The following is a 24,588-nucleotide window of genomic DNA, read 5'->3' as shown; positions in this document are numbered from 1 at the left end:
GAATCCGGGCCCTTCGTCCTGCATTGGTGTAATTAGACCGCCTGCAATGTCAGCCAGGCGCCGACGACGATGACCGTGGCGGCTGTGCCGACGGGTGCGTAATGCGACAGCAGGCGGGTGGCACGGCCGTCCAGGATTTTCTCGACGCGTTCCCGCGCCTTCACGAGCAGCAGCCCGACCGCGGTGAGCGTGCCGGCCATGCCGATTCCGTAACCGAGGACCAGCAGGACGCCGAACCACGTGCGCCCCAGGGCCATCGCGCCGAGCAGGACCACGAGCGCCGACGGTGAGGGGACCAGGCCGTTGGCCGCGCCCATGCCGATGAGGCTCGCACGGCTGTACCCGTGGCCGTGTCCGTGGCCATGACCGTGCCCATGGCCGTGGCCGTGACCATGTCCGGTCAGGGCGCCGGCGAGCACGGGCCGGCGGGTCGTGGACAGGGCCGAGCGCAGCAGCATCACGCCGATGATCGTGATCAGCACGCCGCTGACCAGCCCGAGCCAGCGCAGCACCTGCTCACCGGCGAGCGCGCTGGAGGCGCTGATGATCAGGCCGAGCACCAGCACGCCACCGGTGTGCGTGGCCGTGACCGACGCACCGACGATGAACGCGTCCTTCGGCGTGCCCTGACGGCCGGCCAGATAGGCGGCGATGAGCGTCTTGCCGTGACCGGGCAACGCGGCGTGCGAGGCGCCGAGCACCAACGACAGCAACAACGCCAGGAACCCGAGCCACGGCGTGAGGTCGTCGCTGCCCAGGATGTCGTTGAGCCTGGCCGCCGTGACGCTGAAGGACTGGCTCGGGGAGCCGGTGGCGATCTTCGGCTCTGACCCGTTGCCCGGTTCGGCGTTGAACGCGACCGAGCGGACGTCCATCGGACTGCTGAGCAGGTCCTCCGGGTACGTCCGCAGTTCGCCGCTGATGCTCTCGGTGGGCACCTGCGAGCCGGTGAGCCTGATGCCGGTGCCGGCGGCGGTGATCTCACGCCAGCCGACCCTGTCGGCGTTCGACTCGTCGCGGAACTCGAACCTGGCGGCCCGGTCCAGGTCCATCCTGGCGGTGAACTCGCAGACCAGCCGGGTCGTGCTGAGATCGGCCTGGCCGACCGGGTGTTCCTTGGTGGAGCTGGAGAGCGTCCAGGAGATCCGCCGCCCGTCCACAGTGGAGCGATCGGTCCTGGAGACCTCGTCGCACCACTGCTTCGCGTCGCGGTTCTTCAGGTTCTCCTGCAGCGTCGGGATCTCCGCCACGTCGACCACGGATCTGAGGTCGATCCGGTCGGGGTGCAGGTGCAGCCCGTGGTAGTGGTTGACGCTGAAGTTGCCCAGCGGGTGGGCGGACGCCTCGCCGTTGATGAAGAAGATGCCGGCGAGCAGCAGAGCCGCCACCAGGACGGGCCGCACCACCCAGCTGGACAGGCTCACCGGCCGCCTCGAAGCTCCGCGAGCTTGCGGCCCGCCTTGAGCGCTTGCAGAGGGGAGAAGTTCGCGTTCAGCCGCAGCGCCTGCACCAGCGCCTCCTGGGCCTCGGCGACCCGGCCGAGCGCGGCCAGGATCATGCCGCGGTGGTAGGAGAACGTGGCGTTCTGCCAGCCCAGCGCCACCGCGCGGTCGGAGTAGCCCAACGCTTCCGCGTCCCTTCCGTTCACGTGCAACGCCCACGCCATCGCGTCGGCGACGAAGACGCTCTGCCGGCGGCTCCACTCGGCCTCGGCGCGGCGCAACGACTGCATGGCGTCGCCGCGGTCCGCTGCGACGAGGGCCGCCGCGAGGTCGTCGGAAGCGCCCTGGGACTCCATCAGCCGCTGCTGTTCGGACAGCACGGCGTACTGCTGCGCGGCCTCCTCGGTCCGTCCGCTGGCTTCCAGCAGCTCCGCGTACTCCTGCAGGTACTGAGGCAGGGGAGCGCGGGCCACGAGCCTGCGGTAGTCCTCCAGCGCCACCGGGACGTCGCCCCGTGCCGCCGCGACCTTGGCCATGCCTTGAGTGAGAGTCATGTCGTCTCCTCTCGCCGCCAGTCCGTGCTCGTAGTGCTGAGCGGCTTCGTCGAGCCGGTTGTGGTCGAACGCGAGTTCGCCCAGCCGGTAACGGCAGAACGCGATCTCCTCGGGCGACGTGGAGGCCTTCAGCGCGCGTTGCATCGCATCGCGGGCGCCGTCGACGTCACCGTGGAGCTCGAAGTGGAAGGAAGCACGGGCGAAGGACGCCGTGCCGGGCTTGAGGTCGAGCATCTTCTGCACCGCGTCCTGCGCGCCCGCGTCGTCACCGAGCTGCGTCAGTGCGTCGGCCAGCACACCGTGGGCCTCCGCGGAGGCGGGAAGCGCCTGGAGGGCTTTCAGGGCCCAGTCACGGGCGGCGTGGAAGTCGTGCCGGGCGTTGGCCAGCGTGCCCATGCCGATGGCGGCGAGGCCCGTGTCGCCCGCGTTCTTCAGCGCGCCCTCGGCCTTCGCGTAGTACGCGGGGTCGGCCGTGACGCGCGCCAGTTCCACATAGGACGAACCGAGCCTGGCCCAGGAGTCCTTGTCCTGCGGAAGTTCGTGCAACCGCTGCTGCAGCTGGTGCACCACGCGGTGCATCTGGTTCTGCTGCGCCACCGCCGGAACAGGCTGCGCAGGGGGCGCGCCCCCGGCCCTGCTGTCGGCAGGACCGGAGGCGGCGAGGTAGGCAAGCGCCGCGGTGACCAGGAGAACCACCGCGACGGCCTGCCGTTGTTGGTACTTCACTTCGAGTGCGACCCGTACTTGCGGATCTGCTGCTGACGCTTGCGCCAGATGAGGAAACCGGCGCCGAACACGACCGCCGAGCCGACCGCCGTGGTCATGGCCATCGGGTCGATGTTGCCGATCTTGCCGACCGGGTTGACCGCGACCTCGGCCGTGGTGCCGGAGGCGTTGACCGCGGTGCCGTTGCGGGGCAGGCCCACGTACGGGAAGTTCGCCTCGAACGGCTGGTCGTTGGCGTCGACCTTGTCACCCGTGGCCAGTGCGTCGACGAGCTTGCCGGACGCCGCCGCACCCTCCATCGCCTGCACGGCGATGTCCACCACGTCGTCGGTCAGGCGACGGCCGTTCGGGAAGCCCTGCGTGTCACCCGCGAGCAGGCCCAGGCGGTTCGGGTTGGCGTTCGGGTCGATCATCATGTTCAGCCGCAGCATCTCGGACGGGCGGAACTTCCGCGCGTCCGCGTCCGCGTTGTTGACCTGCGAGTTCAGGTCGGCGTTGATCTGCGCGCCGAGCTTCTTCGTGATGCCGGTCAGGAAGATCTCGGCCAGGTCGTCGCGCTGACCCTGCGGTGCCGGGATCTTGTAGATCGCCTCGACGAGCTTCGGCAGCTCCGGGTTCACGACCCGGTCCACCAGCTCCTTCACGCCGGCGTCCTGGTCGGGGCGCAGGCCGTTGAACGCGTCCTTGAGGCCCGCGGGGGCCACGACCTCGTTGACCAGCGGGTTGCCCAGGCGGGAGACCTGCACGAAGTCGCCGACCGCCTCGGCCTTGCCGGGCGAGAGCTTCATCGTGCGGCGCTGGGTCGTGCTCCAGATGCCGATGTTCGGGTTGCGGTGCACGTCGTTGCGCAGCGCCAGCGCCTGCTTGGGCAGCTGGATCGCGATGGTGTTGACGTTGTAGCCGCGCAGCGTGTCCTGGCCGACCTCGCTCAGGTTGCCGCCGTAGAGCAGGTCGAACACCCGCAGGTCGGCGAAGAACGCGTCCTCCGACGGGCCCACGTAGACCTTGCCGCCACCGGCGATCTGGGTGATCGCCTGGTCGCGCAGCTTCTTGAAGTCCGGCATGGACGCCGGGCCGTTCGGGGACGGCGCCACCGGGGCGTTGTCGACCAGCTTGACCTTCTGGCCGTTCTGGTAGAGCGCCTCGAGGTCGTAGCGCTGCCGGAACAGCAGGTTCTCGTCGTCGAGCGAGTCCACGACACCGTTGGAGTACAGGAACGTGTTGTTCTTGCGCCGGTCGTCGTTCTCGAAGGTGAACCGCAGCGTGACGTCGGGCTTGGCGTCGCCGTCGCTGTCGACGTTGAAGTCGTACTGCGCGTCCTCGGCCCACGGGAAGAAGTTGGGGCCACCGTTGGGTTCCTGGAACCCGGACCAGTTGCCGACCAGCGTCACGGTGTCCTTGTGGTCAGGACTCACGAACGCGTACAGGTCGGTGTTGTCCACTGCCGGGTCGCCCGCGATGAGCGGAGCCTCGCGGTGAGACGACGCCGTGGCGTTCGTACCGCCGAACATGGCCGCGTTCAGCAGTGTGGCGGCCACCAGCGCGGCCGCAGCCACCTGGCCGCGCCGACCGCTGAGGGCGTGCGGTGATGACATTTGTGGGCAACCTTTCGGAGAATGAGCGTGCAGGGTGCGGTGTTCAGGCGCTGTGCATGAGCAGCGACGGTTCGCTGGAATGGCTGGAATGAACGGCGTGGCTTGTCCACCGCGCCTGGGTGAAGTCGCGGATGCCCTCGACGAGCCGTTCCACGTCCTGTTCGGGACGGACGACCAGCCGGGCGAACTTGCTGGTCATACCGAGCTTGTTGCCGCATTCGCGGATGAAGACCTGGTGCTTGGCGAGCAGGTGGTCGCGCAGTTCGCGCCCGTCCATGCCTCCGCCGAGCTTCACGAACAGGAAGTTCGCCTGGGACGAGTAGACGGTCAGGTCGGGGATGCGCGACAGCTCCATGCCCATGCGGTAGCGGTCGCGGCTGAGCAGCCGCAGGCTCTCCGCGTACTCGCCCTCGTGCTCTGCCAGCATGAACACGACGGTCTCCGCCAGGGAGTTGAGGTTCCACTTCGGCAGCGTCTTGCGCATCTTCCCGGCCAGACCGGGGTTCGCGACCAGGTAGCCGAACCGGATGCCGTGCAGGCCGAAGTTCTTGCCGAGGCTCTTCAGCACGACCACGTTGGGCCGGATGGACGCCTCGGCCGCGACCGACGGGTTGCGCTCGACCTCGACGAAGTCGATGAACGACTCGTCGATCACGATGAGATCGAGGTCGGACAGCTCGTCCATGAACCGGATGATCTCCCGGCGCGGCAGGTAGCCGCCGTCGGGGTTGTTCGGGTTGCAGATGACCGCGACCCTGCTGCCCCGCGTGCGGATGAACTTGATGTACTCGTCGATGTCGAGCTCGAAGTTGTTGCTCTCCTGGAGCAGGAACATGTCGACGCGCTTGTTGCTCTCCATCGGCTGGTCGGTCCAGCGTCCGAAGGTGGGGATCGGGATCGCGATGCTCTCGTGGATCCACAGGTGGTCCATCCACGTGATGAGCTCGGTCGAGCCGTTCGACATCGCGAGCGTCGCCGGGTTCAGGCCCAGCACCTTGGACAACTGGTCGGCGATCTTGCTGGAGTCGCTGGGGTAGAACTTGAGGACCGACTCCAGGTTCTTCGACAGCTCCTCGAACATCTCCGGCGTCGGAAAGTACGGATTGCACGGGATGCAGAAGTCGACGAGCTCCCCCGCACCGGTCCGCGACAGCTCGAAGTAGGACGGGCTGTGCGCGGTCTGCTGGAAGAGACCCGAGTCCACACCATGCCGCACGCGATCACTCCGTCCCTTGGTCCGATTCCGACACCGGGGCATACGTGCCGATGTTCATCCCGGTTCACGGGTCGGTTCCGGGAAGGTCTCGGAACGGTCTCGTGCGCAACCTCGCGCAGTCCTGATCCTCGTCTCGCCGGACGCCGGTTTGTCCGTTTCTCGGGAGGGTGGCTTCCGCGTGCTCGCCGGAGGGGGTCGAGATGCCGGGGAAGCTGCTGCTCGCGGTGTCGTCGCTGACGCCGGTGGAGCCCGCCGGATTGACTGTCCACACCGGACAGATCGACGGCGCCGAGTACCGGGTCGAGGTGCCGTTCCGTTGGAACGGAACGCTTTCGCTCTACAGCCACGGCACCTGTCCCGCCGGGTACACACCGCCGATCGAGATGGCGTCGCGGCCCGCGGCGCGCACTGAACTGCTGGACCGCGGCTACGCCCTCGCGGCCTCCCGGTACCGCGTTCCGCGCGGGCATTCGGTGCCCGACGCGCTGCGCGACCAGCCCGCGCTGGTGTCGTGGTTCTCGCGCTCGGTCGGCCGTCCGAAAAGGGTGATCGCCTGGGGGTCGTCGCTGGGCGGGCTCACGTCCGTGATGCCGGGGGAGCGCGGCCGGTTCGACGGGGTGCCGGCGATGTGCGGGGCGCTCGGCGGGGCGGTGCAGCGCTCCGGCCGGCTGCTCGACCCGGGGTTCGTGGTGCGGACCCCGCTGTCGCCGCCACCGACTCGGCGCCGGGTTCCGGGACCGGTCGCGCCCGGCTGCGTCGGCGAACGCCGTAGCGGGTATCCCGGCCTGGTCGCGGGTGCACGAACCCCGCCAGGTGGAGGTGGTGGAGACGGTGACCCAGGCAGCCGTTCACGACCGAACGCTCGCGCGCTCGCCGGCGTGGGGCAGCGGCCGCGTCGACATCGAGACGCGGGCAGGCGCCGATCCCACCGGCGGCGACCCCACCGCTGTCGAGCACGTGGACGCCTGCCGCGGACGTGACGTGCGCCCGTGCCGCGGACGTGACGTGCGCCCGCTCTTCGTCGACCGCGCCGGACACTGCGCTGGTCAGCACGGCCCTGAGATGCGGGTACCCCAGGACCGGACCACGACTCCACCTCGCGAGGAGACCGTGGCTCCGGGCTTTGTGACGCACCACCCAGGGCAGTTTCCACGACCGTGACCGACGTCCTGCGAAGAATTGTCGGTAGGTGCGGATACCCTGCTGGCAGTCCGCACACAATCAGGGAGCAATACCCGTGACCGCAGAGACCCTGTACGGGGCCGACGACCTCACCCATCTGGAAGGTCTGGAGGCCGTACGCAAACGGCCAGGCATGTACATCGGGTCGACCGACAGCAGGGGCATCAACCACCTCTTCAGCGAGATCGTCGACAACTCCACCGACGAGGGCGTCGCCGGTCACGCGACCAAGATCGTGGTGACACTGCACGCCGACGGCAGCGTCCAGGTCGACGACGACGGCAGGGGCATCCCCACCGACGTGCACGCCAAGTCCGGTCTGTCCGGTGTGGAACTGGTGCTGACGAAGCTGCACGCCGGCGGCAAGTTCGGCGGCTCCGGCTACAAGACCTCCGGCGGCCTGCACGGCGTCGGCGCCTCCGCCGTCAACGCCCTGTCCCACCGCTACGACGTCACGGTGCGGCGCGACGGCAAGGTGCACGCGATGTCGTTCGCGCACGGCGTTCCCGCCGTCTTCGACGGCCCGGGCCCCAAGGCCAAGTTCACCCGCCAGAACGGCCTCCAGGTCGTCGGCAAGATGAAGCGCAACGAGTCGACCGGCACCTCGACCCGCTACTGGTACGACGCCCGCTACTTCGAGAACGGCGCCACGCTCGACGTGGAAGTCGTCCGCCAGAAGATGCGCAACACCGCCTTCCTGGTGCCGGGCGTGACTTATGTCCTTCGTTCGGCGCTGGAAGAGACCATCTCCGAAGAGGTCTTCCACTACCCGCACGGCCTGACGGACATGGTCGACTTCCTGGCCCCCTCGGGCGACCGAGCGGTCTCCGGCACCCTGGTGATCACCGGCTCCGGCACCTACTTCGAGAACGCCGCCGACGAGAACGGCGTGATGCGGTCCAAAGTGGAGCGTCAGGCCGAGATCGAGGTGGCGCTGCGCTGGGGCACCGGCTACGAGCGCACCGTCGAGTGCTTCACCAACACCATCCGCAACGTGCACGGCGGCACTCATCGCCGCGGCTTCGACCGCGCGGTCGTGAAGTCGATCCAGGACGCCATCTCCAAGACCCGCGGCTTGCTGAAGCCCAAGGAGGAGATGCCGACCCTCGACGACGTGCTCGAAGGCATGACGGCCGTCATCCACGTCCGCATCCCGGAGCCGCAGTTCACCTCGCAGACCAAGGACGAGCTCTCCACCGCCGGCATCACCAAGGTGCTGCAGGGCATCGTGGACCAGCAGATCCGCGCGTGGACCGAGGACCGCAAGACCAAGGTCGAAGCCAAGACCGTGCTGCAGAAGGTCGTCGACGCCTCCCGCGTCCGGCTCACGCAGAAGCAGCAGAAGGACGCGGCCCGCCGCAAGACCGCGCTCGAGGGCGCGGCGATGCCCGCCAAGCTGGTCGACTGCCGCACCACCGGCGTCTCACGTTCCGAGCTGTTCCTCGTCGAGGGCGACAGTGCGTTGGGCTGCTTTGTCGGCGAAACCAGGGTCGCACTGGCGTCTGGGAAGTCGCTGTCGTTTCTGGAACTGGTGGAGGACTGGCAGCGCGGTGTCACGCACTTCGGATACGCGACCAACAAGGCAGGTCGCGTCGTCGTGGTGCCGCTGGTCGAGCCGCGGCTGACCAAGAAGGACGCGCCGCTCGTCCGCGTCACCCTGGACAACGGTGAGTCCGTGCGTTGCACGCCAGACCATCTGTTCCGGCTGCGTGACGGCTCGTACCGCCGCGCGGATGCCCTGCAGCCCAGCGATTCGTTGATGCCGTTGTACCGGTCTGTCTCGTCGAAAGCTGCTGGTGACAAGCTCGCTGGCTATGAGCAGGTGTGGATGAATGACCGGCATGAATGGGTCTACACCCACTATCTGGCCGACGCGTACAACCTCCGCCACGGGTTCGACAGCGCCGGGAACGGGAAAGTCCGACACCACATCGACGTGAACAAGCGGAACAACGATCCGCGCAACATCACGCGGATGAGCTGGGAGGAACACACTGCGCTGCACGCATGGATGATGCGTGACCCCAAGATCGTGCAGGCGTTCCAGAACTGGTACGCGGCGCTCAGCGATGAAGAAAAAGCGGCTTACGCCGAACGCCTGCGCGCACTGCAGGCCGAGTACTGGGCCAAGCCCGAGCACCGCGCCGCCGCTGCCGAACGGGTGCGCGCCTTCTTCGCACAGCCAGGCAAGCGTGAGGAGTGGCGTGAGCGCTCCCTAGCGCAGTGGCAGGACGAAGAGCTGCTCGCCTGGCGTTCCCGCGCCACGGCCGACCAGTTCTCGGACCCGGCAGAGCGTCAGCGTCAGCGTGACGCCGTCATCGCCTGGCACGAGAACAACCCGGAGTTCGGCCGCGAGCACTCGGCCCGGATGAAGCAGCGCATGGCCGACGCCTCCACCGGCCACCTGGAGAAGATTCAGGCTGGTCGTCGCCGATACGTCGAGTCCGTGCCGCGTGAAGAGAAGGTCGCACGGCAGAACGAAGGCCGTCGGATCGCCGCCCTCAAGCGGATGGCGCCGATGCTGGACACGCCGTCGAACTTCGAGCTGGCGTTGTCCTACGAGCTCGACCGCAGGGAGAACGCGAAGACCGGGCTGAAGTTCCTGAACGTGCTGGCGCACTTCGACGACGACTTCGCGCGGCTGCGTGAGGCGGCGTCGATGGTGAACCACTCGGTCGCGTCCGTCGAGGTGTTGCCGGAGCGGGAAAACGTCTACGACCTGACCGTCGACGGCTACCACAACTTCGCTCTCGAAGCCGGGGTGTTCGTCCACAACAGCGCCCGCATGGCCCGCGTCTCCGAGTATCAAGCGCTGCTTCCCTTGCGCGGCAAGATTCTCAACGTCCAGAAGGCCTCACTGGCCGACACCTTGCGCAACGCTGAGATCGCTTCCATCGTCCAGGTCCTCGGCGCTGGCACCGGCCGCACGTTCGACCTTCCTCAGATGCGCTACGGCCGCGTCATCCTGATGGCGGACGCGGACGTGGATGGAAGCCACATCCGGACGTTGCTGATCACGTTGTTCGCCAAGTACATGCGGCCTGTGATCGAGGACGGGCGTCTTTACGCGGCCATGCCCCCGTTGCACAAGGTCATGACTCGCGGGCGCAACCCCGAAACGCACTTCACCTTCACCCAGCGCCAGATGGAGCAGAAGGTGGCGCAACTCGAGAAGGCCGGCAAACAGGTCGTCACCCCGGTGCCGCGGTTCAAGGGGCTGGGCGAAATGGACGCGGACGAGTTGTGGGAGACCACGATGAACCCGTCCACCCGCTCTGTCCGGCGCATCACGTTGAACGACGTCGAAGCCGCCGAGGAAGCCCTCGAACTCCTGATGGGTGAAAAGGTCGAGCCGCGTCGCAACTGGCTCGTCGAATCCGCCGCACGGGTCGACCAGTCGGCCATCGACCTCTGAGCCTTCAGACAGAAAGAGCTGGAACACAGTCATGGCACGCCGCAAGGGACCCACGACCAGGGTCGACCCCGCCGCGTTCGATCTGGCCGGCGCACAGGTGCTCGACAACCCGCTGAAGACGGAGATCGAGGACTCGTACCTGGAGTACGCGTACTCGGTCATCCACTCGCGGGCACTGCCGGACGCGCGGGACGGCCTCAAGCCGGTGCACCGCCGCATCCTCTACTCGATGCACGACAACGGGCAGCGACCGACGTCGCCGTACGTGAAGTCGTCTCGCGTGGTCGGCGACACGATGGGTCGCTACCACCCGCACGGCGACACAGCGATCTACGACGCGCTGGTCCGCCTCGCACAGGACTTCAGCCTCAACGAGCCGTTGATCGACGGGCATGGAAATTTTGGGTCACCAGACGATGGACCGGCAGCGAGCCGATATTGTGTCGTCGGCGACACCAGGATTCGGCTGGCCGACGGTTCGAGCGCGCGAATCGCCGACCTGGTCGATCTTTCTGCTGATTCCGAGGCTGACGCCGACTTCGAGGTGCTCGACAAGGACGGCAAGGCTGTCCAGGTCGACAAGGTCTTCAACTCCGGTGTGCACCCGACGCTTCGGATGACCACGAAGTCTGGTTTCTCGTTGCGTGGCAGCGAGAACCATCTGGTCCTCTGCCTCGAGGCGCCGATGGGTGTGCCGTTGTTCCAGTGGCGGCGCCTGGATGAACTGAAGCCCGGCGCGGTCGTGGCTGTGGCCCGGAACGCCTGGTCTCAGATCATCCCCACCGCGCAGGAGTACGTCCTCGGAGTTCTCGCCGGGGCATGGGCGTCGGAGGGCTTCGCGTCCGAGACGCGAGCTGGGTTCAACAACACCGACGAGCACTTCTTCGGTGAAGTCCTCCATGCCTACGACCAGGTGGTCGGCGGTCAGCGCTACATTGCCGAGCGGGAGACGCGACAGGACCGGAAGCGGATCTGGGAGCTCGACGTCCAGGAGTGCGCGGGTGGCATGGACGCCTTCCGAGCGAGTCCGTTGGCAGAGTTCATCGGCCACCAGGCACGAGACAAGTTCGTGCCGGAGTGCGTCTGGCGCGGTGGTTGGGGTGTCAAGCGCGCCTTCCTGATGGCTGCCTTCGAAGGTGATGGCGGTTGCCGGGTCGCGAAGGACGGCTTCACGATTCAGTACTCGTCCTACAGCGAGCGACTCGCCGCTGAGATGCAGGAGTTGCTCGCTGAGTTCGGCGTCATCGCCACGCATCGCCGCTACACCCGTGCCAGCGGCGCGGTGGAGCACCGACTGGTCGTCTCCGGGCTGCGCAACGTCACGGCATTCGCTGAACGCGTGGGCTTCCTCAAGACCAAGCAGTCGAAGCTGAAGGACCTGCTCAAGCATTCGCCGCTGCGACCGCATCGCCTCAGCCAGGACTCCGTGCCGTTCGTTGCCGACTACGTGCGAAATGCACTGGACTTCGACCGTCGTGGCAGCGGCCGCAAGTGGTTGACCCAGCACAACTTCGACCGGATCGAGCGCTGGGAGACCGAGCGGCTGAGGATCATCGACCGGATCAAGGATCCGGAGATTCTCGCGACGATCCTGCCGATCATGGACTCCGGCTACCGGTTCGAGCCGGTGACCACCGTCGAGGCGGCTGAGCCTGCCGAGGTCTACTCGGTCAGGGTGGTTTCGGAGGACCACTCGTTCCTGGCGGGCGGGTTCGTCAACCACAACACCGAAGCGCGTATGTCCCATGCCGCGATGCAACTGGTCGGCGAGCTGAACGAGGACACCGTCGACTTCCGGCCGAACTACGACGGCTCGCTGGAAGAGCCGACCGTGCTCCCGGCGGCTTTCCCGAACCTGCTGGTCAACGGCACGTCCGGCATCGCGGTCGGCATGGCCACGAACATGATCCCGCACAACCTCCGCGAGGTCGTGGGCGCGGCGCGGTGGCTGATCACGCACCCGGACGCGAGCCTCGACAAGCTGATGGAGTACATCCCGGGGCCCGACCTGCCGACCGGCGGCATCCTGCTCGGCCTCGACGAGGTGCGGAAGGCTTACGAGACCGGCCGCGGCGTCGTCCGCATGCGCGCCAAGGTCGAGATCGGGCCGCTGGAAGGGTCACGAGGCCGTCAGGCCATCACGGTCACCGAGCTGCCTTACGGCGTCGGCTCCGAGCGGATCGTCGAGAAGATCACCGACGAGGTCAACAAGTCCAAGCGCCTCACCGGCATCGCGGACGTCAAGGACCTCACGGACCGCGAGAACGGCATCCGGCTCGTCATCGAGTGCAAGGTCGGGGTGAACCCGCAGGCGCTGCTCGCGGACCTGTACCGGCTGACGCCGATGGAGCAGTCGTTCGGCATCAACAACCTGGTGCTGGTCGACGGCCAGCCGCAGACGCTCGGCCTCAAGCAGCTGCTGGAGGTCTTCCTCCAGCACCGCTACGAGGTCGTCACGCGGCGCACGAAGTTCCGCCGCCGCAAGCGCGAGGAACGCCTGCACCTGGTCGAGGGCCTGTTGCTGGCCCTGCTCGACATCGACAAGGTCATCAGGCTGATCCGGGGCAGCGAGAACGCGGCTGCCGCCAAGGACGGCCTGATGCAGCAGTTCAAGCTGTCGGAGATCCAGGCCTCCTACATCCTCGACACGCCGCTGCGCCGCCTCACCAAGTACGACAAGCTCGAGCTCGAGACCGAGCAGGACAAGCTCCGCCAGGAGATCGCCGAGCTCACTGCGATCCTGGACGACGAGGGCGTGCTGAAGAAGCTCGTCTCGACCGAGCTCGCTGCTGTGGCGAAGGAACTGGGCGGCGACCGCCGGACGAGCCTCATCGACGGCGACCTCAAGGAGGTGCTGGCGGCGTCCAAGCCCGCCGGACCGCTGGAGGTGGCGGACGACCCGTGCCAGGTCATCCTGAGCGCCGCCGGTCTCGTCGCGCGGACTGCGGCGGAGTCGGAGGAGGCCTCGGAGGGCAAGCGCCGCGCGGGCCGGGTGAAGCACGACGCCGTGATGGCCGTTGTGCACTCCACGGCGCGTGGCCAGATCATCCTGATCACGAACAAGGGCCGGGCGTTCAAGACGGACGTGCTGCCGTTGCCCGTGCTGCCAGAACAAAGCGGCACGGTCAGCCTCAGGGGAGGCATGGCGGCGAGCGAGCTGGTGCCGCTCGACAAGGGTGAGAAGGTCGTCGGCATCGCGCCGCTCGACCCGAAGGACTCACCGGGCATCGCGCTCGGCACGAAGATGGGCACCGTGAAGGTGTGCGTGCCGGAGTGGCCGGTGCGCTCGGACGAGTTCGAGGTCATCTCGCTCAAGGACGGCGACGAGATCGTCGGCTGCACCTGGCTCACCGACGGCAGCGAGACCATCGCGTTCGTCAGCTCCGACTCGTCACTGCTGCGCTACGACGCGAAACTCGTGCGGCCGCAAGGCCTCAAGGGCGGCGGCATGGCGGGCATCAACCTGAGCGGCGACGCGTACGTGGTGTTCTTCGGGGCGATCCGCACGGACGACGACGAGCACGGCGAGCCGATGGTCGTCACCTCGTCGGGTCAGAGCGTCAAGGTCACGCCGTTCAGCGAGTACCCGGCGAAGGGCCGCGCGACGGGCGGCGTGCGGTCGCAGCGCTTCCTCAAGGGTGAGGACCACCTGGTGCTCGCGTGGATCGGCAGCAGGCCGGCGGGCGCGGACGACAAGGGCACCCCGGTGGAGCTGCCGGCCATCGACCCGCGCCGCGACGGCTCCGGTCACGCGCACCCCGGCCCGGACGTCATCGGCCACCTGATCGAACGGGACTAGCCGGAAGCCGGTGAGGACGAGAGTCCTCACCGGCTCCTCACTTCGCGATGCTGCCGGACAACTGGGCCGTGCTGTCGCTGCCGGGCGAACCGCTGCCGGCGGTCTGCGTCAGCAACTCCCCGTTCGCCGTGCACGTCGCCAGCACGCTGCCGCCGCTGTGCCGAAGGACCAGCTTCCACTCGTGAGCGCCGCTGTCCTTCGGGAACTCGAGCGTCTTCGTCCAAGGAAGCGCCACCGCCGTCTCCTCGGTAGAGCTCCCGTCGACGACCAGCGTCAGCGACGAAACGGTGGCCGTTCCCGTCACCTCCAGCACGATCTTGTTCAGCTCGACCTCCGCAGGCGGGTCCCGCTCCGGCGCGGGCGTTCCGGCACACCCGCCGAGCAGTCCCAATGATCAGCAACGCCGGGACGAACCGTCGACTCATCCCCAGAGCCTGACAGAGCCGCTCGGTACCGGTCCCCCCCACACGATGCGGGGCATAACATTCCGCCATGGCTCGCACCTCCCCGCCGCGTCCGTCCGACGTCACGGTGCACTTTCCCGGCATGGCGCCGCTTGCCCGCACCACCGTGCGACTGCACCCCCGTCCGGGTGAGCCCACCACAGCGGACAGTTCGATCGGCGGCCCGTTGCTCTGGCCGGCCCAGGAACCGTGGCCGACCTGCCCAGAACACAGCGGCCCCACACTCGAAGGCGCCAGCGTGCCCGACGTGGTGGAACGGCGCCGAATCCTGACGGAGGCGTGGGCGCGTCCACGCCCGAGCAACGTGAACCTGCTGACAGAGGCCGAAAAGGTCGTCGTGGACCGCGTGGACGACGGCGCGGAGTTCCCGCAGGACGGTCCGGCGCCGATGGTGCCGGTGGCCCAGTTGTACGCGCGGGACGTCCCCGGCCTCCCTCGCCCGGACGGCGCGGACCTGCTGCAGGTGCTGTGGTGCCCGTTCGACCACGAGGACGACGGCTACGTGCCGACCACGGTGGTGCGCTGGCGAACAGCGGCCGAGGTGACCGATCCGCTCGCTACCGCGCCACTCCCGGCCGCGGTCGACGACAACTACCTGCCGCAACCGTGCGTGCTGCACCCGGAGGAGGTCACGGAGTACCCGGCGCCGCACTGCCTGCCCCGCGACCTGGCCGAGCAGGTGCGGGAGTGGGAGACCCGCGAAGAGCGGGTGTACCAGCACGAACTCGCCGTCGCCTCCGGCTGCAAGGTCGGCGGGCACGCGCCGTGGAGCTTCTCCGACCCGTTCCCCATGTCCTGCGACGACTGCGGTGCCGACGTCGAACCGCTGCTCACCATCGCCTCGTCCGAGTGGGACGGAACGAAGAGCTGGCAGCCGCTCGAGGACGCCGAGGTCGTCGGCCCGTCGTACCCGGCCGTGCACGAGCCGACGATGCTGATGATCGGGCGCGGCTACAACCTGCAGCTCTACACGTGCGCTGCTTTCCCCGCGCACCAACACATCGCGAACATGCAATGAGCACACTCGGAGCTTCTCCGGCTGTCGAGGTTCTGGCCGATCTGATCGGCTGGTCCGGACTGCCCAAGTGGCAGCCGGACTGGCAGGTCACCGAGCGGCTGCTCGGTGTGGCACTGCCGGACGACTACAAAGCCCTGCTCGACACCGTGCCGAGGGGCGAGTACGCCGGCACCGTGCTGATCCAGGCGCCGACCCGAACGGGACAGGAAGGCGACCTGCTCGCGTTGCACCGCGAGGTGATGCTGTCGTTGAATGAGGAGCGGAAGCCTCCGTACTCGGCTTTTCCGCAGCTTCCCGGCCTGATTCCGTGGGCCACGTTCGATCATCCGATGGGCGGGGAACTGTTCTGGCTCGCGGATGACGGCGATCCGAACGCGTGGGTGGTGATCGCGCGGGGTGCGGACGGCAACTGGGAGGAGTACGACGTCGGTGCTGTCGCGTTCCTGATCGCTCTCGTGCGAGGAAAACTGCCGAGCCAGATCGTCTCGCCGAAGCCGGGAGCTCCGGCCTATCGGACCTACCAGGACCTGCCCGGGTCGCCGAACAACACGGGGCGGTAGCGGTGCACGAAGCGGTACAACGACTTGCCGAGGTGACGGGGTGGACCGGAAGATCCTATGTGGAGACTCCGTGGGACGTGGTCCACGCGAAGCTGGGTTTCACGCTGCCGTCCGACTTCCGTGATCTCCACGCGGTCTTCCCGCCCGGCACGTTCGACGCGCCGGGTGTGCTGAACGGCGTGATGGTGCAGCCGCCGTATCGGGTGGACGGGGTTCCGGACCACCTGCACCAGTTCGAGGTCGAGACGCAGGAGACGGAGGACTGGCGGCGCGAGCACCCGGAGGACGTGCCGGAGGGCATGGTTCCGTGGGCGCGCGGGGATCGTGAAGGGCTGTTCTGGGTGCGCCGGTCGCAGGATCCGGAACAGTGGACGGTTGCGGTCTCGAGTGGCGGGATCTGGGGCCACGACGACGTGCCGGTGGTGGAGGAGTTCGACTGCGGGGCCGTCGAGTTCCTGATCGGGTTCGTCACGGGCAGCCTGCACAGCCGGGTGCTCGGGCCGGTCGAGGAAGCCAGTGCTGTCGGCGGGTTTCGGCCGATCGAGGAGAAGGAGTGGCTGCGCTTCTCCGACACGCGTTCGCCCCAGGTGCGCAAGTTCTCGTTGCGCGACCTGGGGTGAGCCGGGGTCACGCCCTCCCGGTGACGTCCAGTGCCGCGCCGACGATGCTGTCCGTGTCGATGCCGTGGTGGCGGTAGACGCTGTCTAGGTCACCGGACTGCCCGAAGCCGCTGACACCGAGGTGCACCGCGCCGTGCCGGGTGAGGCCGGTTAGGAACGCGAGGGTGTGCGGGTGGCCGTCCAGGACGGTGACGAGCGGTGACAGGCGGTCGGCGGGGAAAAGGCTGTCGAGGATCCACGTTGGCGCGTCGCCGCGGCCACAGCGGGCTTGGACGGCGCGGAACAGCAGGTCTGGGCTCGTCAGGCAGAGGACGTCGGCGGCGAGGCCCAGCGCGCCCAGTCGTGCGGCGGCTTGGAGGGCCTCGGGCACCAGGGCTCCCATGGCGACGAGGGTGACGTCCGGCGTTCCGGTGACGCGCCGGAGGGGATAGCCGCCTGCGACCACCTGGCGGCGGCGTCGTTCGCGGGCTGCCTGGTCGGTGGGCACGGCGGCCAGGGTCTGGTCGATCGGGCGGGTGGACAGCCGCAGGTAGGCCGACGAGCCGTCCGGGCGGCCGAGTTGGCCCAGGGCGGCCAGCAGGCACCATTCGGTGTCCAGGGCGAACGCGGGTTCCCAGGTGGTGCAGCCAGGCTGTTCGATGCCGATGGACGGGGTGGTGATCGACTGGTGCGCGCCGCCCTCGGGGGCCAGGGTGACGCCGGACGGGGTGCCGACGAGGATCGACTGGCCGCCCGCGTAGAGGCCGAACGACCACGGTTCCAGTGCGCGCGTGACGAACGGGTCGTAGAGCACGCCGATGGGCAGGAGTGGTTCGCCCCAACGGCTCCAGGTGGCGCCCAGTTCGCCCAGCAGGCCGACGAGGTTGGTCTCCGCGATGCCGAGCTCCACGTGGCGGCCGGTGGGGCGTTCGCGCCAGTGCAGGATCGTCTCGGCGTCGTCGGCGAACCAGTCGACGCCCTCGTCGGTCGACCAGATGCCGACCTTGTTGACCCAGCCGCCCAGGTTGGTGCTGGAGCTGACGTCCGGTGAGACGGTGACGACGCGGGCGCCGGCCTCGGGTGCGACGCGGTTGAGGTCCAGCAGGGTGCGGCCGAGTGCGGACTGCGTGGTGGCGGTGCCGGACGGCGTACGGCCCAGATCCGTTGGCACGGCAGGAGGGTGTGCGGCGGGCACGGGGTCGCGGCGCAGCCTGAGGGCGGCGCGGTCGCACACCAGTTGTTCGGGGCTGCCCGGCGCGAAACGTTGCCAGGGCTGGGAAGCGGACGTTCCGCAGTGTGCGGCGAGCTCTTCGAACTGGGTTCCGGTCAGCAGTGCGGAGTGGTTCTGCGGGTGGCCGGCGGTGGGCAGGCCGTGGCCCTTCACGGTGTAGGCGATGATCACCGTGGGACGGGTGTCGTCGATCTCCTCGAACGCGGCGCGCAGGGCGGCGTGGTCGTGTCCGCCCAGGTCGCGCAGGGCTCGGGCGAGGTGGGCGTCGTCGAGATCGTTGAGCAGCAAGGAGATTCGCGAGGCCTCTGGGCCCGTCCCGGGGAGCAGTGAACGCAGTTTGTCCGGGGTGTGGCGCAGCAGGCGCTGGTACTCGGCGTTCGTCATCGCGTCGATGCGGTCGCGCAGGGCGTCTCCGCCGGGGCGGGTGAAGAGCTCTTCCAGGGTGGCGCCGTACTTGACGGTGATGACCTGCCAGCCCGCCGCGGTGAAGAGGGCGCGCAGCCGGTCGGCGCCGAGCACCGGCACGACGCGGTCGAGCGACTGGCGGTTGAAGTCGACGATCCACACGATCTCGCCCAGGCCCGCGACCATCGGGTCTCCGATCGCCTCCCAGCACGCGCCCTCGTCCAGCTCGGCGTCCCCCACCAGCGAGTACTGGCGTCCCAGCGGCTGCTCGCCGAAGTGGGCGCCGACGTACCGGCGGGAGAGGGCTCCCCAGATCGGCGCCGTCGCCCCGATCCCGACCGAACCGGTGGAGTAGTCGGCCGGCACCGGGTCCTTGGTGCGCGAAGGGTAGCTCTGCAGGCCGCCGAACGAGCGCAGTGTCGTCAGGTGCTCCTCGTCGAGCTGCCCGAGCAGGAACTCGATGGCGTGCAGCACGGGGGAGGCGTGCGGTTTGACGGACACGCGGTCCTGCGGGCGCAGGTGCTCGAACCACAGCGCGGTCATGATGGCGGTGATCGACGCGCTGGAGGCCTGGTGGCCGCCCACCTTGAGGCCGGTGGTGTTGGGCCGGACGCGGTTGGCGTGGTCCACGATCGCCGTCGACAGCCACAGCACCCGCTGCTCCACGGCCCGGAGCACGTCGAGGCCGGTCGTCGTGGGGTCATCGCGCAGCGTCGTCATGGGACGCAGTGGAACCAACGGCGCTTCGAGGGCGCAAGTATCACGCGTGCTTTCGAGACTTTCCTGCAGTTTTCCGTCGTCAAAGACACTCCTAACAGCGGAAAACTGCGCAAACGACTAGAGTTTCCGTCGTGGCTGACACCGGGACGCTCGACGACCTCGACCGCGAGATCCTCACGTTGCTGATCGAGGACGGCCGCCGCTCCCTGGTGGACATCGCCGAACGCGTCAGCCTGTCGCCCGCGCCGGTCAAACGGCGCGTCGAACGCCTGGAGCGGCTCGGCGTGATCACCGGCTACACCGCGCTCGTCGACCACAGCAAGCTCGGCGCGGGCCTCGAGGCGTTCGTGGAGCTCCGGTTCGCCGGCGACATCAGCGTCGAGGAGGTCACCGACGCCATGATGCGCATCCCGGAGGTGCAGGAGATCGTCACCGTCGCGGGCGACCCCGACGCGCTGGCGAGGGTGCGCCTCACCAACGTCGCCCAGGTGCGCGACGTCATCGACCGGATGCGCGAGGGCGGCCGGGTGATCGGCACCAAGACGCTGATGGTGCTCGGGCGCAAGCGGCGCGGCCCCGGTTCACGATGACTGGATGGGAACGCTCTCACCCGGACGGCGGTGGCGGTGTGGACGGTCCCTGGGCCACGGTGGCCAACGGCTGACAACGTTGTCCCGGGAGGTCTCGTGATGCGTCCGCTGCTGGTCGTGCTGGTCACCGCTCTCGCCCTGCTGGTGCCGGCGGGGCCCGCCTCGGCGGGGACGGCGCCGGACTACCCGGAGTTCCCGTACGCGCCGACGACCTACTCCGAACCGTTCCGCGGCCAGTTCCACTTCAGCTCGCAGTCGGGGTGGATGAACGATCCCAACGGACTGGTGTTCGCCAACGGCCTCTACCACTTCTTCTACCAGCACAACCCGCACGGCCTCGAGTGGGACACGATGCACTGGGGCCACGCCACGAGCCCGGATCTCGTGCACTGGACCCAGAAACCGATCGCACTGGAACCGGGCGTGCACCCCGGCACGCTGTTCTCCGGCGGCGGTGTCGTAGACAAGGCCAACACCTCCGGCCTCAAGACCGGTGCGCTCGACCCGATCGTCGTCTTCTCGAACACCAATGGCGTCAGCGTCTTCTACAGCAACGACAACGGTCGCAGCTTCCAGGCGTACGACCAGGGACGCAAGCAGATCGAGATCCCGGACGAGAGCCGCGACCCCAACGTCGTGTGGGACGCCGACCGGCGCCAGTGGGTCATGGTCGTCTGGTCGAACCGCGGCGGCAACGGCGTCGACATCTACACCTCGCCGAACCTCCTCAAGTGGACGTTCGCCAGCCGCTACGCCGCCGACTGGCTGTTCGAGTGCCCCGACCTGTTCGTGCTGCCCGTCGACGGAAAGCCGCAGTGGGTGCTGACGTCGGCGACGAGCGAGTACGTCGTCGGCACGTTCGACGGCACGACCTTCCGCACCGACCGGCTGCAGCCCAAGAAGATGAACCACGGCACCACCTTCCCCGGCGGCACCTTCTACGCCGCCGAGACGTTCGACAACACCCCGGACGGCCGCGTGGTGCAGATGGCCTGGCAGGGCGGCAACCGCGGCAGCACCTGGACCGGCAACGCGTCGTTCCCCGTGGCGCTCGGCCTGGTCGCGTCGCCGGACGGCCCGAAGATCACCAGGACGCCGGTCGCCGAGCTGGACTCGCTGCGCGCCGACACCCGCACCTGGCGCAACACCACCGTGACCGCCACGAACAACCCGTTCGCGGGCGTGCTGGCCGACACCTACGAGATCACCGCGCGGTTCGATCTGCGCGGCGCGACGGCCAGGGAGTTCGGTTTCGCGCTGCACAGCCGTTCCGACGGCACGGCCGATCGCACCGTCACCTACGACCGCGCCGCGAAGACGTTGTACGGCAAGCCTTTCCAGCCCGTGAACGACGAGGTCAGCGTGCGGATCCTGGTCGACCGCGGCCAGCTGGAGATCTTCGGCGGCGACGGGCTCTTCTCGTTGGCGGACAACGTGAACTTCGACTCCGCCGCCGTCAGCCAGGGCATCCGGCTGTTCGCGAACGGCGGCACGGTGCGGCTCAAGGACGCGAAGTTCACCCGCCTCGGCACGAGCTGGGGCACGGCACAGTCCACTTTGGAGAGCAACCTCGCCGGACCCTGGCACGCCACCGCGGGGTCGTGGACCGACGTCGCCGGCGGCAAGCAGGCGCAGACGACCGGTGACTCGTTCTACCTGAGCGCGTCCACCGGCGGCGACGCGACCTACCAGGGCGACCTGCGCCTGGACACCGCGCAGGCCGCCGGCCTCACCTTCCGCGCCACCCCGGAAGGCGCGGGCTACACGGCGAACATCGACGCGAGCGGCGTGGTGAAACTGTGGCGCCCAGGCCGTGACATCGCCACCTACTCGACTCCGATCGCCCAGGGACGGACCTACCACCTGAGGGTGCAGACGACCGGGCCGCGCATCCAGGTCTGGCTCAACCACGGCACGTCCCCGATCATCGACGCCACCGACACCGCGTACTCCTCCGGCAGGTTCGGCGCGAACGTCTACCGAGGCGCGGCCACCGTGCAGAACCTCAACACCGGGGCTGCCTTCGCCACGTTCCCGTCCGGCCCGTGGACCGCGGTCGGCGGCACCTGGACCACGACCCCGGACACGTTGCGCGCCAACGCCTCCGCCGACGCCTTCTACCTCAGCGACCGCGTCGTGACCGACCTCGTCTACGAAGGCGACCTGTCGATCGTCAACGGGACGGCGGCAGGCTTGACGTTCCGCGCGACCCCGGAAGGCGCGGGCTACACGGCGAACATCGACGCGGGCGGTGTGGTGAAGCTGTGGCGCCCAGGCCGTGACATCGCGACCTATGCAACCTCGATCGTGCCGGGCAGGACGTACCACCTGAAGGTCCAGGCGACCGGCGCACGCCTCCAGGTCTGGCTCGACCGCGGCACGTCCCCGATCATCGACGCCACCGACACGACCTACGCCGAGGGGAGGCTCGGGCTCAACGTCTACGCCGCCACCGCCGCCGTGCGCCGGCTGACCGTCGGCTAGAGCCCGAAACCGCCGGACACCTCGATGTTCTGCGCGGTGATCCACCGGCCGTCCTCACCGGCGAGCGACGCGATCGCCACCGCCACGTCGTCCGGCTCGCCGACGCGGCCGAGCGCGGTCTTCGCGGCCAGCGCGGGGATGAACTCCGGGAACTTCTCGAACGCGTCGCCGCCCAGCCTGGTGCGGGTAGCTCCGGGGGAGACGGAGTTGACGCGGATGCGGCGCGGGCTGAGCTCCTTGGCCAGGTAGCGCGTCAGCACGACCAGCGCGCCCTTCATGGTCGCGTAGCCGGAGTAGCCGGGCTCGGCCTGCTCGGTGGAGCTGCTCGTCGTGTTGACCACCGCGCAGCCGTCCGCGAGGAGCGGCAGCAGGGTCTGGGTGAGGAAGAACGGACCCTTGAGCAGGACCCGGTAGAACCTGTCGAACAGGTCCTCGGTGGTGTCGGCGAACAGGGCGGTCTCGGCGAAGCCCGCGTTGTTGACGAGGACGTCGACCGTGTCGCGGTCCCAGCCCCGGAGCACCTCGGTGACCTGGGCGCGGAACGCCTCGAAGGTGTCGCTGCGGCCGACGTCGAGGTGCAGTGCGGTGGCCTTGCCGCCGTTCTGTTCGATGGCCGCCACCGCCTGCTTGGCGCCCGTGTCGTTGGAGCTGTAGGTGAGGATTACGGCGTTGCCCCGCCTGGCGAGTTCCACGGCCGTGCTCCAGCCGATGCCCGAGCTGCCGCCGGTCACGATGGCCACTGACATGTTCCTACCGCCTGTCTGGTCTGTTGGTTTCTGTATGAACCAATAAGACCAGCGGGGCCGTGCAGGCGGGAGGCAGAAGCTCCCGCCTTCTTGCCTGATCCTCCCGGCTACTCGATGTGCAGGTTCTGGATCTTCGCCTCCGCCACGATCCGCTCCGCCTCGTCCCTGGCCACGTTGCGCAGTTCGGCCAGCGCACGCATCGCCTCGGCACGGCGGGCCGACATCGCGAGCCGGAAGTCCTCGCGGATCCCGTCCCGCTTCTGGGCAGCCTCCTCGTCGAGCCGGCGGGCTCTCTGCTCGGCCTCGCCCACGATCATCAACGCCTTGAGCTGGGCATCCCTCACGACGTCTCGGCGTTCTTCCTCGGCCAGGGCGACCATGCGGGCGAGCCGTTCCGGCAGGCCTTTGGGGTCGATCGGGGTGAGGCAGATGCGGTGCAGGCCGTCCTGCAGGGCGGCGTTCTCCTCCTGGACCGTGACCAGTCTGCTGGCCAGGGCGTCCGCGCGGGCCTCCGACGCGTCGCGGTCGGCTGTGACCAGCCGGAGTTCGGCTTCCAGCTCCGCGACGTAGTCGTCCACCTCGTCGCGGTCGTACCCGCGCCATCGCAGCCCGAACCACGTGCGCAGCGGTACGAGCTCAGTCCTGCTGTCGACACTCACTGCCGTCTCCTCTGCCTCCCGCGAGTCAGTCTTGACAAGGGGTACGTACGGGGTGCGGCATCGGTTCTAATGGGTTTACCAGGCACAATGTCGGCGTGACCACCAAACTGTGCCCCTGCGGTACCGGTCAGTCCTATGTGGACTGTTGCGGTGCGCTGCACTCCGGGGCCCGCAAAGCGGCCACCGCCGAGCAGCTGATGCGTTCGCGTTACAGCGCTTTCGCGGTGTCCGATGAGGACTACCTGCTGCGCACGTGGGCCGCGAAACACCGTCCCAGCAGTGCCGGGATCGACTCGACGGACCGCTGGTTGAAACTCGAAATTCTGGCGACGGAGAACGGCGGCCTGCTGCAGGCCGAGGGCGTCGTGGAGTTCCGGGCGCACTACGTCGGGGGCGTCGTGCACGAGCGGAGCAGGTTCATCAGGGAGAACGGCCAGTGGGTGTACGCGGAGGGCCTCGAATGAGCACCGTGACGGTCGCGAGCAGGTTCAACGGGCCTCCCGGCATGGGCAACGGCGGGTACTCGGCCGGGCTGCTCGCCGCCCACGTCGACGCGGACACGGTCAGCGTCCGGTTGCGCAAGCCGGTGCCGCTCGACCGGGAGATGCAGGTCAGGGACGGTGAGCTGCTCGACGGCGAGCTGGTGATCGCCTCGGCCGAGGCCGCCGTTCTCGACCTGGAGGTTCCGCAGGCGCCGACGCTGGACGAGGCGCTGAAGGCCTCCGCGAAGGTGCCGTGGCGCGACCGGCACCCGTTCCCGACGTGCTTCGGATGCGGCCCGAACCGGGAAGACGGCATCGCGGCGCTGCTCGGACCGCTCGACGGCCGCAGCGAGTGGGCCGGGGTCTGGACGCCCAGCGCCGTGCTGCCGAACGACGGGACCGCGGTGCTGCCGGAGATCGTCTGGGCCGCCCTCGACTGTCCGTCCGCGCAGCCCGTCGCACCGGACGGCGGACCGGCGTTCGTGCTCGGCACCTTCGTCGCCCGCTTGGAGCAGCCGGTCGAACTGGGTGTGGACCACGTGCTCCTGGCGTGGGAGCTTGGCCGCGACGGACGCAAGGCCTACTCCGCGTCCGCCATCATCGGACCTCACGGAGTGTGCGGACGAGCACGGGCGGTGTGGGTCTCTATCGGATGAAGCCAAATAACCTGACTGGGTGACAAGTGTGCGGTGCGTCTTGAT

18 protein-coding genes are annotated in these 24,588 nt (G+C 68.5%); 10 read left to right on the top strand and 8 right to left on the bottom strand.

The window, feature by feature from the left end; genetic code table 11:
- Nucleotides 1-32: 32 nt before the first annotated feature.
- The 4 genes from ACSHWB_RS46615 to ACSHWB_RS46600 are packed head-to-tail and all read right to left on the bottom strand — an operon-like array spanning nt 33 to nt 5,533.
- Nucleotides 33-1,424, bottom strand: coding sequence for a nickel/cobalt transporter (locus ACSHWB_RS46615; protein WP_439659768.1), 1,392 nt, complete (start codon nt 1,422-1,424; stop codon nt 33-35).
- Nucleotides 1,421-2,722, bottom strand: a complete 1,302-nt coding sequence (locus ACSHWB_RS46610) for a tetratricopeptide repeat protein (RefSeq protein WP_439659767.1) — start codon at nt 2,720-2,722, stop codon at nt 1,421-1,423. Before ACSHWB_RS46610 ends, ACSHWB_RS46615 begins: the two co-directional genes overlap by 4 nt.
- Entirely contained in the window at nt 2,719-4,317 is a 1,599-nt protein-coding gene (locus ACSHWB_RS46605) for a DUF4331 domain-containing protein (protein ID WP_439659766.1), read from the bottom strand. The genes ACSHWB_RS46610 and ACSHWB_RS46605 overlap by 4 nt, the downstream gene beginning before the upstream one ends.
- Before the next feature lie 43 nt (nt 4,318-4,360).
- Nucleotides 4,361-5,533, bottom strand: coding sequence for a pyridoxal phosphate-dependent aminotransferase (locus ACSHWB_RS46600; RefSeq protein WP_439659765.1), 1,173 nt, complete (start codon nt 5,531-5,533; stop codon nt 4,361-4,363).
- A gap of 200 nt (nt 5,534-5,733) precedes the next feature.
- On the opposite strand from ACSHWB_RS46600, the gene ACSHWB_RS46595 reads away from it, so the two are divergent.
- The 3 genes from ACSHWB_RS46595 (at nt 5,734) to ACSHWB_RS46585 (ending at nt 13,929) form a co-directional block, all read left to right on the top strand.
- Nucleotides 5,734-6,513, top strand: a complete 780-nt coding sequence (locus tag ACSHWB_RS46595; protein WP_439659764.1) for a hypothetical protein — start codon at nt 5,734-5,736, stop codon at nt 6,511-6,513.
- 257 nt (nt 6,514-6,770) lie between these two features.
- Nucleotides 6,771-10,130 carry an ATP-binding protein gene (locus ACSHWB_RS46590; RefSeq protein WP_439659763.1) on the top strand — a complete coding sequence of 1,120 codons (3,360 nt, stop codon included), beginning with the start codon at nt 6,771-6,773 and terminating at the stop codon, nt 10,128-10,130.
- A 31-nt stretch (nt 10,131-10,161) separates the two neighbouring features.
- A complete protein-coding gene (locus ACSHWB_RS46585) occupies nt 10,162-13,929 on the top strand; it encodes a DNA gyrase subunit A (RefSeq protein WP_439659762.1) in 3,768 nt (1,255 codons plus the stop codon).
- Between the two features lie 37 nt (nt 13,930-13,966).
- Here ACSHWB_RS46585 and ACSHWB_RS46580 read toward each other — a convergent pair whose 3' ends face one another.
- Entirely contained in the window at nt 13,967-14,320 is a 354-nt protein-coding gene (locus ACSHWB_RS46580; protein ID WP_439659761.1) for a hypothetical protein, read from the bottom strand.
- Between the two features lie 101 nt (nt 14,321-14,421).
- Between ACSHWB_RS46580 and ACSHWB_RS46575 the strand changes: the two genes are divergently transcribed.
- Genes ACSHWB_RS46575 through ACSHWB_RS46565 form a run of 3 tightly spaced genes read left to right on the top strand, consistent with a single transcriptional unit; the run spans nt 14,422 to nt 16,591 of the window.
- Nucleotides 14,422-15,411 (top strand): hypothetical protein, encoded by a 990-nt coding sequence (locus ACSHWB_RS46575; RefSeq protein ID WP_439659760.1) that lies wholly within the window; start codon nt 14,422-14,424, stop codon nt 15,409-15,411.
- Nucleotides 15,408-15,971: a hypothetical protein gene (locus ACSHWB_RS46570; RefSeq protein ID WP_439659759.1), complete on the top strand. Its 564-nt coding sequence runs from the start codon at nt 15,408-15,410 to the stop codon at nt 15,969-15,971. Before ACSHWB_RS46575 ends, ACSHWB_RS46570 begins: the two co-directional genes overlap by 4 nt.
- 59 nt (nt 15,972-16,030) lie before the next feature.
- On the top strand, nt 16,031-16,591 hold the full coding sequence (locus ACSHWB_RS46565) for a hypothetical protein (RefSeq protein WP_439659758.1): 561 nt from the start codon (nt 16,031-16,033) through the stop codon (nt 16,589-16,591).
- A gap of 7 nt (nt 16,592-16,598) precedes the next feature.
- Here the strand turns inward: ACSHWB_RS46565 and ACSHWB_RS46560 are convergent, their stop codons facing one another.
- Nucleotides 16,599-18,926 carry a transketolase-like TK C-terminal-containing protein gene (locus tag ACSHWB_RS46560; RefSeq protein WP_439659757.1) on the bottom strand — a complete coding sequence of 776 codons (2,328 nt, stop codon included), beginning with the start codon at nt 18,924-18,926 and terminating at the stop codon, nt 16,599-16,601.
- A 131-nt stretch (nt 18,927-19,057) separates the two neighbouring features.
- Here ACSHWB_RS46560 and ACSHWB_RS46555 point away from each other — a divergent pair, with 131 nt between their 5' ends.
- On the top strand, nt 19,058-19,516 hold the full coding sequence (locus tag ACSHWB_RS46555; protein ID WP_439659756.1) for an Lrp/AsnC family transcriptional regulator: 459 nt from the start codon (nt 19,058-19,060) through the stop codon (nt 19,514-19,516).
- A gap of 99 nt (nt 19,517-19,615) precedes the next feature.
- Complete coding sequence (locus ACSHWB_RS46550) at nt 19,616-22,000, top strand: glycoside hydrolase family 32 protein (RefSeq protein ID WP_439659755.1); 2,385 nt, start codon at nt 19,616-19,618, stop codon at nt 21,998-22,000.
- Here ACSHWB_RS46550 and ACSHWB_RS46545 read toward each other — a convergent pair.
- Both ACSHWB_RS46545 and ACSHWB_RS46540 read right to left on the bottom strand, forming a co-directional pair.
- A complete protein-coding gene (locus ACSHWB_RS46545) occupies nt 21,997-22,746 on the bottom strand; it encodes an SDR family NAD(P)-dependent oxidoreductase (RefSeq protein WP_439659754.1) in 750 nt (249 codons plus the stop codon). The two genes, ACSHWB_RS46550 and ACSHWB_RS46545, sit on opposite strands and share 4 nt — an antisense overlap.
- Before the next feature lie 107 nt (nt 22,747-22,853).
- On the bottom strand, nt 22,854-23,405 hold the full coding sequence (locus ACSHWB_RS46540) for a DivIVA domain-containing protein (protein WP_439659753.1): 552 nt from the start codon (nt 23,403-23,405) through the stop codon (nt 22,854-22,856).
- Nucleotides 23,406-23,500: 95 nt separating this feature from the next.
- Between ACSHWB_RS46540 and ACSHWB_RS46535 the strand changes: the two genes are divergently transcribed.
- A complete protein-coding gene (locus ACSHWB_RS46535; RefSeq protein WP_439659752.1) occupies nt 23,501-23,869 on the top strand; it encodes a YchJ family protein in 369 nt (122 codons plus the stop codon).
- Nucleotides 23,866-24,543: a hypothetical protein gene (locus ACSHWB_RS46530; protein WP_439659751.1), complete on the top strand. Its 678-nt coding sequence runs from the start codon at nt 23,866-23,868 to the stop codon at nt 24,541-24,543. Before ACSHWB_RS46535 ends, ACSHWB_RS46530 begins: the two co-directional genes overlap by 4 nt.
- Nucleotides 24,544-24,588 lie beyond the last annotated feature (45 nt).

This window comes from Lentzea sp. HUAS TT2, assembly GCF_051853195.1.
Taxonomy (GTDB): domain Bacteria; phylum Actinomycetota; class Actinomycetes; order Mycobacteriales; family Pseudonocardiaceae; genus Lentzea.
Note: the sequence above shows the minus strand (reverse complement) of the source record. Positions and strands in the feature narration are given on the sequence as shown.

Excerpts from the sequence above, each read along its gene's own strand:
- ACSHWB_RS46545 (WP_439659754.1), bottom strand. The coding sequence starts at position 22,746 with ATGTCAGTGGCCATCGTGACCGGCGGCAGCTCGGGCATCGGCTGGAGC.
- ACSHWB_RS46575 (WP_439659760.1), top strand. The coding sequence starts at position 14,422 with ATGGCTCGCACCTCCCCGCCGCGTCCGTCCGACGTCACGGTGCACTTT.
- ACSHWB_RS46550 (WP_439659755.1), top strand. The coding sequence starts at position 19,616 with ATGCGTCCGCTGCTGGTCGTGCTGGTCACCGCTCTCGCCCTGCTGGTG.
- ACSHWB_RS46560 (WP_439659757.1), bottom strand. The coding sequence starts at position 18,926 with ATGACGACGCTGCGCGATGACCCCACGACGACCGGCCTCGACGTGCTC.
- ACSHWB_RS46605 (WP_439659766.1), bottom strand. The coding sequence starts at position 4,317 with ATGTCATCACCGCACGCCCTCAGCGGTCGGCGCGGCCAGGTGGCTGCG.
- ACSHWB_RS46585 (WP_439659762.1), top strand. The coding sequence starts at position 10,162 with ATGGCACGCCGCAAGGGACCCACGACCAGGGTCGACCCCGCCGCGTTC.
- ACSHWB_RS46530 (WP_439659751.1), top strand. The coding sequence starts at position 23,866 with ATGAGCACCGTGACGGTCGCGAGCAGGTTCAACGGGCCTCCCGGCATG.
- ACSHWB_RS46570 (WP_439659759.1), top strand. The coding sequence starts at position 15,408 with ATGAGCACACTCGGAGCTTCTCCGGCTGTCGAGGTTCTGGCCGATCTG.
- ACSHWB_RS46595 (WP_439659764.1), top strand. The coding sequence starts at position 5,734 with ATGCCGGGGAAGCTGCTGCTCGCGGTGTCGTCGCTGACGCCGGTGGAG.